This is a genomic window from Caulobacter sp. P1_B12_2, assembly GCF_056406675.1.
Genome location: NZ_JBFTZS010000121.1, coordinates 1 through 10,967, shown reverse-complemented (window position 1 = coordinate 10,967; position 10,967 = coordinate 1). Strand labels below are relative to the sequence as shown.

General features: G+C 68.1%; 6 protein-coding genes. 2 read left to right on the top strand and 4 right to left on the bottom strand.

The genetic code is table 11. The annotated features are described in order from the left end of the window. The 4 genes from AC1DZ6_RS09710 to AC1DZ6_RS09695 all read right to left on the bottom strand — a co-directional run. A partial coding sequence (locus AC1DZ6_RS09710; protein WP_477096981.1) for a hypothetical protein occupies positions 1-919 on the bottom strand: 919 nt, incomplete at its 3' end. Between the two features lie 100 nt (positions 920-1,019). Continuing rightward, positions 1,020-3,869, bottom strand: coding sequence for a TonB-dependent receptor plug domain-containing protein (locus tag AC1DZ6_RS09705; RefSeq protein ID WP_477096980.1), 2,850 nt, complete (start codon positions 3,867-3,869; stop codon positions 1,020-1,022). A 393-nt stretch (positions 3,870-4,262) separates the two neighbouring features. Then, entirely contained in the window at positions 4,263-5,153 is an 891-nt protein-coding gene (locus AC1DZ6_RS09700; protein WP_477096979.1) for a MurR/RpiR family transcriptional regulator, read from the bottom strand. Positions 5,154-5,399: 246 nt separating this feature from the next. Next, positions 5,400-6,629, bottom strand: coding sequence for a histidine-type phosphatase (locus AC1DZ6_RS09695; protein ID WP_477096978.1), 1,230 nt, complete (start codon positions 6,627-6,629; stop codon positions 5,400-5,402). A gap of 208 nt (positions 6,630-6,837) precedes the next feature. Here AC1DZ6_RS09695 and AC1DZ6_RS09690 point away from each other — a divergent pair, with 208 nt between their 5' ends. Further along, a complete protein-coding gene (locus AC1DZ6_RS09690) occupies positions 6,838-8,871 on the top strand; it encodes a phytase (protein WP_477096977.1) in 2,034 nt (677 codons plus the stop codon). Positions 8,872-9,052: 181 nt separating this feature from the next. Continuing rightward, positions 9,053-10,967: 2Fe-2S iron-sulfur cluster-binding protein (locus AC1DZ6_RS09685; protein ID WP_477096976.1), on the top strand; the 1,915-nt coding region annotated here is incomplete at its 3' end.

Sequence of the window (10,967 nt, the reverse complement as noted above, 5' to 3'; positions counted from 1 at the left end):
GCCCCAGCACCTCCCAGTCGGGATTGGTGCGCGAGGCGTCGACATAGACCGTTTTCGGGTCGGCCAGGAACCTGGCGAAATAGGCGTCGCCGCTCTGGATCAGCTTCCGCACGACCTGCGGGTTCTTGTAGGCCCGTGTCCAGGACAGGCCATACGCCCGGGCGATGAACTGCGACTCCAGCACGTCCAGCGGTCCCGCCTGGGCCAGCTTGCGCTCGATCTCCAGGTTCACCCGGGCCTTCAGGCCCTCCAGGACCTCGGGCCCCGCCGAAGGCCCCGCCGAAGGCCCCGCCGGCGCGATCGGCGGCGCCTGACCCGTGGCCTCGTTCGTCTCCAGGAAGGGCTCGGCGTGGACATAGAGCGCGTAGATCGGCCGTGAAGGCTGGACCATCGGCTTCTGRAAGGTCTCGAACTGGTTGCTGTAGACGGCATAAGGCCCGCTGGCGCGGATGGCGCAATCCAGCTGCGCGCGCCCCTTGGTCAGGGTCAGGGGCAGCGGAAACGTGCGGTAGGTGAAGCGCCCGGCGAAGGGCGGGGCCTGGGTTCCGATGTCGAGGATCTCGACGTCGCCCAGATGCCGGTAGCCGACCTGCTTGCCGTCGCAGAACAGGGTCAGCTTGTTGTCGTTGGCGTCGCCGCCCCAAAGGCGGACGGAAGCGTAGTTCTGGATGCTTGGATCGACCGCGAGCTTGAATGTCAGGTCGCCGCTGAAGCGGGCGCCCACGGACGCGGGCGGCAGGCGTCTGGCCGACGCGCCCAGGCCGCCCGTGACCTGTTCGGAGGCCTTGGCGTCGACCGCATGCCGGGCCTCGGAAGCGGCGTCGCCAAACACGATCTTGTCGATCAACGGCGTGGCCGCTTGGGCCGACGCGGTGACGAGAAGCGCGCCGACGGCGACGATCAATCCGGGCCTGGTCATGCGGGCTGCTCTCTGGCGGCGTTGGAAGTCAGGCTGGAAGCGAGGGGGTGGAGAACCGCCCCCTCGCTCGCCATGCGGCTGGGCCTTGGAGGTCCTGGACCTAGAACTCCCGCCGGACCGTCAGCCAGACCGAGCGCGGCGCGTTGCGCTTGAGCAGGTAGCCGGACTCCGGCAGCTGGGCGACCACGTCGTAGACCTGGACGTTGGCCGGAAGGTTGCTGCTGATCATCGGATCGTAGGCCGAGATGTACTGCGTATCGAACACGTTGCGGACATCGAGGGTCATCTTGGTCTTGGCCAGACCCTCGTACTGCACCGAGACATCCACGTTGTCCTGCTTGGGCAGGAAACGATGGTCCAGCGAGTTGGTGTTCAGCTTGCGCACATCCATCCACCGGTGGCGGACGTTGAAGCGGAAGTCCTTGTACGTATAGGACAGCGTGTTGCTGACCGTCCATTTCGGCGAACGGGCCAGCAGTCCCGAGTCGACCCGCAGGACGTCGTCGTCCGCGCCCTGGCCGTTGGCGCCGGTGTTGAGCCAGTTATAGGCCTCGGTAGTCTTGCCGTTCAGATAGGTCACCGACGGCGACCACTCCAGGCTCCGGGTGATGCGCCATTTGGCCCAGCCCTCGACGCCCCGAGTGAAGTACTTGTTGAAGTTCTCCGGAAGCAGGTAGGTCGAGACATTGTCCTTGTCGACCGCGGTCGGATAATCGTTCACGGCGAAGTTTTGGTAGAAGTAGGTGATCTGGCCGTTGAACTTGCGGTCGCCGAACGTGTAGGCGACCTCGTGGCCCTTGATGAAGGCCGTCGGGCCAAGCGGACGCACCAGCGTCGCCGCCGTCGAGTAGCGGTTGACCACCCCCGAGGAGGGCTGCTTGGCGTCGGTCCAGCGGTAATAGATCTTGTGCTTGTCGTTGAAATTGTACCCGATCGCGACGCTGTAATCGAACAGGCCCAGATCCTTGTCGGCGCGGATGATCTTCGACGCCGTCTGGGTCATGTAGACGTTGTCGTAGACGGTCAGCGGATCGCCATCGAGACCGCCGTTGGCCAGCGACGCGGCGCCGGCGTTGCGGGTGTCCCAGGTCTCGGAATAGGTCTTGGCGTCGAAGTGCTGGTACTTGACGCTGCCGTTGAAGTCGAACTTGCCCGGTGACCAGCTGAAGCCCGCATAGGGCGAGACTTCCAGGATCTTGGCGCGCTGCGACACCGTGGTGAACAGGCCGCTGCCGTACGAGCCCCAGCCGCCCGCGTCGGTCAGCTGATAGGTCGTCCCCGTATTGGTGACGTACCGGGCGTTCAGGTTCTGCACCTGCCCGTCGGCCCAGGCCGAGATCCCCAGGCCGTTGGCCCAGTTGTCATTGGCCTGCTCCGACCGCGAGACGTACAGGCCAAGGTTCAGGCTGTAATTGTCGCCGTGATAGGTCGTGGTGAAGTTGGCCATGAAGTCCTTGGACCCACGGTCGTTGTCCTCGGCCCGCGTCAGCAGAACCAGGTCCTGCGAGCCGCTGGCGACCGGCACGACGCCGGAGTTGTAGCTGCCGTCGGCGTTGGGGATCGTGGCGGTGACCAGGCCGCCGCGCATGTCGATGTCGCGGTTGGGCAGGCTGTTGGCCACGATGCACAGGCTGTTCGCCTGGAACGTGGTCGCCGTGACCCGCGGACAGGCCGCGCCGGTGCGATAGTTGGTCCCCAGCTGCGAGCCGGCCACGTTGTTGGCCACGCGAGCGACGATCTGGCCGGCCGCGTTGGTGAACTCGTAATAGCCCGGCGTGCGGTCCAGGTTGTTGATGTTGAGACCGTAGCGCTCGCGCGACGCGGCCGCCGAGGCCAGCGACGCCAGGCCCTGAGGCTTGTAGGACTGACCCCGATAGTCGGACTTCTGTAGGCGAGCCGCGCCCGTGAAGCTCCACGGGCCGTCGGTGTCGTGACGCCAGTTGAGCGTAATCGCGTCCTGCTGGTAGCGATAGCCGTCGGACGGATCCAGCTTGTGGCTGCCCGACTTGAAGTAGTTCGGGACCGTCTGCTGGCCGCCGTTCATGAACAGGTTCACGTCGCGGCCGAAGCCCGGAATCTCCTCGGGATCCTGGTAGCCGTAGGCCGGCTGCTGGAAGGTGGTCAGTTCGGCGTTGGTGTCGTCCAGGTGCTTCAGGATGACGTTGAACGAGCCCGAGCCGCCGCCGCCCTGGTATTCCTTGTAGAGGTTCACCTTGAACTGGCCGCCGTGGTTCAGGTCATAGCCCGGGTTCACCTGACCGTTGGAGCGGCGATAGAAGCCGCTGACGCCGATGCCGGCGTCGCCCGCCTTGTTGACCCAGCCGTACGCGCCGTCGACCTGCTTCCACGACATGTGGAGGTCTTCGCCCTCGAAGCCGACTCGGGCCTGGATGACGCCGCCCGGCTTCACCGCGCCGGTGATGTAGTTGAAGGTGGCGCCCACAGAGGTCGTCACGCCGGTCGCCGACGAGCCGCCGCGAACCGATTCCACTCGGCTGGTCGAGATGTCGGCGCGATAGAAATAGCCGTCCTGGAAGCCGCTGAACTTGAACGGAACGACCGGCAGRCCGTCTTCCAGGATGGTCGTCCAGAAGTAGCCCGAGGTGTTGGCCCCCGTGCCGATGGTCATGCCGCGCGTGAACACCTCGTTGCGCGCCACGCCGTCATTGGACTCGACGACCACGCCGGGCATGTCGCGCAGCATGTCGTCGGCGCTGATCGGGGTGAACTTGGACATCTCGTCCTCGTTCAGCACCGAGAACGAGACGTTGGCCTTCTTGGCGGCCGTGCCGGCCATGACGCCGGTGACGATGATCTCGTCGACCGCGCTGACCTCGGTGTCCGGCGCCGGCTTTTGCGCGGCGGGCCTGGCCGACTGGGCCTGCGCGGCGCTTACCGAAAACGCGCTCGCGCCGGCCGCCAGGAACAGCGCGATGTGAGAAACTTGCAAGCCGCGCGTACGATCGCGCCGAGGGCTTTGAGCACCCATTATTTCCTCCCCTTTGGACTTCGGCCCGACCTCGTTTGCGCGAAGCTCAGAACCTGTTGGCCGACCGCGTCGTCGAAAGCCAAAAACGCACCTTGCGTCCCGACCGGCATTGTTATCGATATCAGTGAGCTTTCTCGACTGTCAACGTCGAACCGCTACATTCCGACAAAATGCAATCCATGAAGGATCCGAGCCTCGAYGCGCCTCGTGGTTTCGGAGGCAGCGCCGCCTGTTGACGATATCACTGATCCGAACATGGAAGGCGGCGCTGTGTCGGAGGCCGCCGAGTCGCGGGAGGGGCGGCGCTCGGACCCGCGCGCATTCAGGGCCAGGCTTGGACGGCGTGGGCGCGGCTTAGCGGGCGGGCTTGGCGGCCTTGGCCGAGCGCCCCTTGGCGCGCGAGCTTTCGAAGGCGAATCCGACGACCAGCGCCTGGGCCAAGCAGATCGAGGCGGCCAGCGAGCGGGAGGTCCGCACCTCCGATTCGCGCACATGCAGCACCAGGCTGGCCGGCTTGGCGATCGGGCTGACCAGGCTGTCGCTGATCGACAGGATCGCCGCCCCGCGCGCCGCCGCCATCTCGACCGCCTGGATCGTCTCCTCGGCATAGGGGTGGTCGCTGACGGCGATCAGCAGGTCCTTGGGGCCGATGGTCTGGACCTGCTGCTTGGTCAGACCGGCCACGCCGTCGATGAACAGGGTGCGCTTGTTCACCTGCTGCAGCGAATAGGCCAGGTACGAGGCCACCGGGAACGAGCGCCGGAACCCGACCACATAAACCGTCTCGGCCTTGTCGATCATCTTCACGGCCCGGGCCATGTCGTCTTCGCTGACCGTCTGGGCCAGGTTCTGCAGCGCCAGGGTGTTGCCCTCGACGAACTCGGCCAGCACGTCGGCCCCACTCTCGGGCTTTTTGGCCACCGCCTCGTTGAAGTGGCGCACGCGTTCGCCGTAGCCCAGGGCCGCGTGGCTCGACAGCAGGCCGTCGCGGAACAGCCGTTGCATCTGGCTGGCGCCGGGGTAGCCGAAGGTCTTGGCGAATCGGACGATAGCCGACGGCTGCACGCCGCAGCGTTCGGAGATCACCGCCAGGGTCTCCAGCGCCATCTCGTTGGGTTCGTCCAGCACGTAGCGGGCGATCTGCTGCAGCCGCTTGCTCAGCGACTCGTGGCGCTCGAGAATCGCCGCGCGCAGTTCCTCGGCTGTCTTCGGCGCCGCTTGCGGCGCCGGTGTCGCTTCGCCCATCGGCCCCTCGATATGATCGTTCTGAATTTAGAATATCCGTTCCACGCTCGAACACAAACGCGCCAAACTCCCAGCGCATTCCCGTTCGATCGCCGGCGAAAGCGTGCGGCCCTTCTTCGTCTGGCGTTTGAAAGCCCCCTCACCCGACCCGCTTCGCGGGCCACCTTCTCCTGCAAGGGGAGAAGGAAAACAGAAGGCGGCCCTCTCGCGAGGACCGCCCTGCGGTTTTCACCAAGATCGATTGGTTCAGTTCTTCGCCGGGTTCGCCAACTTGCCGCCGACGATCTTCTGGAAGGTCGCCAGCGGACACACCGTGGCGTCGCCCTTCACGGCGCAGCCCGGGATCGGGAAGTACGAGAAGGCCGGCGGGTTGCTGGCGGTCAGGGGCTGCAGCTCGCGCAGTTGGTCCATGCTCTGGGCCGTGTAGAAGGCGTGGCCGCCGCTGTCCTTCAGCAGCTCGAAGCCCATGGCGCCGCCGGGGGGCGGATCGTCCCGGGGATAGTCGGCGGCGGTGAAGTGGACCCCGAGGAAGCCGCGCAGGGCGGCGATGTTGGTGTCGTGGCCGACCAGCAGGGTCAGGCGGCCCGTATCGGCTTCGCCGTTCAGGGCCGACAGCAGGCGCTTGGCGATCGGCGCGGCGTAGCGCTCGGCGATGTAGGGCGAGCCGACCTCGTAATTGAACTTCACCGGATGGAAGCGGAGCATGGCCTGGATGTCGGCCTTGGAGGCGCGCCCCCAGCCCACCTGGTCCATCGGCTTGCCCTCGACATATTCCAGCAGCACCGTCTGGCCGGCGGTCGAGGCGATCGACAGCGCGCCTTCGATGTCGGGGCTGTCGCCCGTATTGCCCTTCAGCTCGGACGGACGCTTGGCGATGTCGCAGCCCGCCTTTGTGGTGGGATCGCAGCCCAGTACCCGTTGCAGCACCGCGAAGTCCGCGGCGTGGACGCGCGCCTCGGCGGCGACGCCGGGCTTCTGCCGCTGGGCGGACGTCAACGCGATAGCGCCGTCGACGCCTTCGGCCGGGTGGAAGACCGGATCGTTGTCCTCGGTCTCGGGATGGTCGATCACGATGCCGCAGCCCGGCTGCAGGCCCTCGACGAACGACTCGGCGGTCTTGATGGCGCGCGACTTGCCGCTGGCCCAGACCACGATCTCGCCCTTGGGCGCGCAGCCGTCACGCGGGATCATGCCGCGCGCGCCGAGGAAGGTGCGGTTGTAGGCGCCCATCAGCCGCGCGCCCTCGCCGCCGTGCGGGGTCAGCTCGCCGAACGGCGTGGTCCAGGTCGACCAGGGCTGGGCGGTCGTACCCTCCGGCGTGGCGGGCGACTTGGTCGGGGGGCGGACGCTGTGGCGCATGACCATGACCATCCGCTCCAGCTTCAGGTCGCCGGTCGGACCACCGCTCGACGCCGCGGCCGCCGGGCCGGTGATCAAGGTCGCGGTTAGGGGCGCGGCGATCATCGCGACCGTCATCAGTGCGTATCGAAGTCTCGCCATAACGCCTCCCTCGCCGCTCACGGTCGGCGGCGTGCTTGCTCACCGAGTTTTACGAATGGATATTCTACTTTGTAATTTTATTGGAATTTTTATAGCAATTTTTGTCGTCGGACCCGTCAGCGGGACGCCAGGGCGACCGCTCTAGCCAGATCGCACGACACAGATGCGACAACAGGGGGACCACATGATCCATCGCCGCACCGCCTTCGCCGCCGCCAGCGCCTTGGCCCTGCTGATCGCCTGCCCGGCCCCGGCCCAAACCGCCGGCGCACAGACCGCCGGCGTCGCCCCGATCGGCGCGACCGTTCCCACCGCCCAGGGCGGCGCCAACGCCTCGGCCCTGCTCTACAACGCCGCCGCCCCGGCCCAAAGCGTGATCGCCGCCACCGGCGAGCTGGGCGGGCTGGAGTTCTACGGCCTGGACGGCCAGCGCCGCTCGGCCCTGCCCGGCGGCGAGACCTACGGCGTCGATGTGCGCGGCGACCTGATCGCGGTGCTGGACCGCAAGGACGGCCGCCTGCGCCTGTCGCGCTACGACTTCGCCAGCGGCGCCGCGACCAGCCTAGACACCCGCCCGCTGACCCTGGGCTACGCCGGCGAAGGCCTGTGCCTGCACAAGAACGCCCGCGACGGCGCGCTCTACGCCTTCACCCTGGGCGGAGAAGGCCAGTTGGACCAGTGGCTGTTGTTCCAGGTCGCCGACGGCAAGCTGGACGGCCGCATCGTGCGCCGCCTGCACCTGTCGTCCGAGGCCAAGTACTGCGTCGCCGACGACGCCAGCGGCGCCCTCTATGTCGCCCAGCAAGCGGTCGGGATCTGGCGCTACGACGCCGACCCGGAGGCCGAGGCCGTGGCGACGGTGGTCGACATCAACCGCCTGGGCCGCATCAAGGGCGAGCTCGGCGGTCTGGCCGTCCTCAATGGCGGCCCGGGTGGGAACTACCTGGTCGCCGCCAACGCCGACGCGGGCGACTACAACGTCTATGACCGCAACGCCGACGACCGCTTCCTGGGCGCGTTCCGCATCCAGGCCGGCGGCGCGGACGTGCTGCAGGGCCCCTCGGGCCTGTTCGGCCTGCGCACGCCCGTCGGCCCGGGCCTGTCGGCCGGCGCCCTGCTGGTCACCGACGACCGCAAGGTCGGGGCCAACACCCAGGTGCTGTCGTGGAAGGACGTCGCCGCCGCCCTGAACGTCTCGCCGGGCGCCCATGCGCCGACGGTCGCGCCCAGCAAGCTGGCCCTGGTGACGGCGACGATGGAGACCAAGCCGGTCGACCACGGCGGCGACGCGGCCGACGATCCGGCCCTCTACGTCCACCCGACCGATCCCGGTAAAAGCGCCATCATCGCCACCGACAAGAAGGGCGGCATGCTGGTCTACGAYCTGTCGGGCAAGCCGCTGCAATACCTGCCCGACGGCAAGATGAACAATGTCGATCTGCGCCACGGCTTCAAGCTGGGCGGCAAGACCGTCACCCTGGTCACGGCCAGCGACCGGACCCACAAGGCCATCGCGATCTACACGATCGATCCCGACACCCGGCAGCTGACCAGCGTCGCCGACGGCGTTCAGGCCACCGGCCTGTCGGATCCCTACGGCCTGTGCATGTACCGCAACAAGAAGGGCGCGACCTTCGTGTTCATCAGCGACCCGGACGGCCTGGTCCGCCAGTGGAAGCTGATCGCCACCCCGGCCAGCAAGGTCCGCGCCGAAAAGGTCCGCGACGTGAAGTTCGACACCCAGACCGAGGGCTGCGTCGCCGACGACGAGACCGGCGCGCTCTATGTCGCAGAGGAGGACGTCGCGCTGTGGAAGCTGGGCGCCGAACCCACTGACGGGACGGCGCGAAAGGCCGTCGCCCGCGTCGCCGACAACCCCGCCCTGAAGGACGACCTCGAGGGCGTGGGCCTGTTCGCCCAGGCCGGCGGCAAGGGCTATCTGGTGGTCTCCAGCCAGGGCAACAACAGCTACGCCCTGTTCCGGCGCGAAGGCGACAACGCCTATGTCGGCAGCTTCGCGGTGATCGCCGACGGCGCCGGCGGCATCGACGGGATCTCCGAGACCGACGGCCTGGACGTCACCAGCGCCTCGCTGGGCGCGGGCCTGGAAGGCGGCGCCTTCGTCGCCCAGGACGGCCGCAACGTCTCGCCGCCCGAGAACCAGAACTTCAAACTGGTCCCCTGGTCGGCGATCACCAAGACGCTGGGGCTGAACTGAGCCGGCGCGGGGAGCGGACGCCGGATTCGGGGCCGCTCCCACGCACGCCGCGCTTCGGTTGCGTCACCACATAACTATCCTTACAGTTGATTCTAGTCGGTCTCCGTTCTCGAGCAGACGGGCGTTCGCGCTTGCCCGTTGGGGGCGGTGAACGGGCTTGGTCTCAACGGGGAAAGCCGACATGGCCGACGAGCGGACGCCGGGAACAGGGTCTCTCCAGTTCTTCCTGAACGGCCGCGCGGTCGAGCTGGACAACCCGCCTCCCAGCCTGCTGCTGATCGACTACCTACGCTCGCCCAACGTCGCCCTGGCCGGACCCAAGAAGCCCTGCGGCCAAGGCGGTTGCGGCGGTTGCACCGTCATTCTCTCCCACTGGGACGCCGGGGCGGAGGAAGCCCGGCACGCGGCGATCAACGCCTGTCTGAGGCCGGTGGCCAGCCTCAACGGCCTGGCGATCACCACGGTCGAGGGCACCGGCTCGGTTCGCCGGCCCAACCCGCGCAACCTGAAGCACACCGGCGTCTTCGGCCGCTCGGCGGCGCCGGAGAGCGCCACCGCGCCGGTCATCGCCCAAGCCCAGGCCGAAGCGGCGGACAAGCGCGAACATGTCCTGGCCGCCGCCCTGGAGGCGCAGAATCCGCTGGCCCCTCCCCCCATGGCCCGGCTGCGCGACGCCGTGGCCGACGCACCGTCCGAACGGTCGAACGAGGGGATCAATCCCGTGGCGTGGCGACTGGCGATCAACAACGGCACCCAGTGCGGCTACTGCACGGTGGGGTTCGTGATGAACATGTCTGAGTTCCTCACCAACCATCCCCAGGCCACCAAGCGCGAGATCGAGGCGGCCCTGGACGGCAACCTTTGCCGCTGCACCGGCTACCGGGCGATCGTCACCGGCATGCACACCTTCGCGTCCGACTGGACCGAGGCCGACGAGGCCGAGCGCATGAAATGCCTGCCCGAGCCCGAGGCGGAGGCCCAGAGGCCGACCGGGGACGTCGTCATCCCCTTCCCGCCGGAAGCCCAGGCGGCGTCGACCGGCGCCGTCCTGGACCATGACGGCCAACTCTGGCTGTCGCCCACGTCGCTGGACGCTTTGGCCGCCGACCTRCGCGCCCACCCGCAGGCGCGGTTGACGGCCGCCAACACCTCGTACGGCGTCTACAAGGCCGAGGCCGACGCGGCGCGCGACCGCATCAGCCTGGCCCATGTCGGCGAACTGCGCGCCCCGCCCGTCGTCGGCCCGGACGCGCTGGAGGTCCCGGCGGGCGCGACCTACGCCGAGTTCATGGACCTGCTGGACAGCGTGATGCGCGAGCGCGGCGAGTTCGAGACCGGCCCGGACGGCGCCGAGGTCCCCAAGGTCTCGACCCTGCTGGGCGCCCTGCGGTTCATGGCCCATCGCACGGCCGGACGCATCGTCCGCAACGCCGCCACCCTGGGCGGCAACACGATGATGGTCCTGGCCCACATCCAGGAGGACGCGCCGTTTCCCAGCGACCTGGCCACCGCCCTGGTGGCCGTCGGCGCCAGCCTAGACGTCGCCGAGATCGGGCCGTCGGGACCGGTCGTTCGCCGGACGCTGACCCTGGAGGCCCTCGTCGCCGAGTGCGTCCAGGATCCCGACCTGCACCGCCGTCTCGTGATCCTGCGCTATCGCCTGCCCTACGGCCGCCCGGGCGATGTGCTGCTGCCCCAGAAGGTCGCCCTGCGCGACATCAACGCCCACAGCATCATCAACCACTGCGCCGCCTTCCGCCTCGACGCGGACGCGATCGTGCTCGAAGCGAACCTCGCGTTCGGCGGGGTCGCGCCCTACCCCTGGCGCGCCCGGCGCACGGAAGCGGCCTTGGTCGGCAAGCCTCTGGATCTGGGCCGCGCCGCCGAGCTCGCCGGCATTCTCAAGACCGAGATCCACGAGGAACTGGCCGCCTGGGCGAGCCGCATGGCCGGACTGCCGGACGAGGGCTTCACCGACGCCTATCGCACCACCCTGGCCGTGGCGGCGCTGTACAAGGACATCGTTCACGCCCTGAACCTGGCGGGCGGCGCCGTGCCCGATCCGGACAGGTCGGCCGGCGAGGTCACCTGGGGCC

Coding starts and splice junctions, on each gene's coding strand:
- AC1DZ6_RS09700 (WP_477096979.1), bottom strand. CDS start 5,153: ATGGGCGAAGCGACACCGGCGCCGCAAGCGGCGCCGAAGACAGCCGAG.
- AC1DZ6_RS09695 (WP_477096978.1), bottom strand. CDS start 6,629: ATGACGGTCGCGATGATCGCCGCGCCCCTAACCGCGACCTTGATCACC.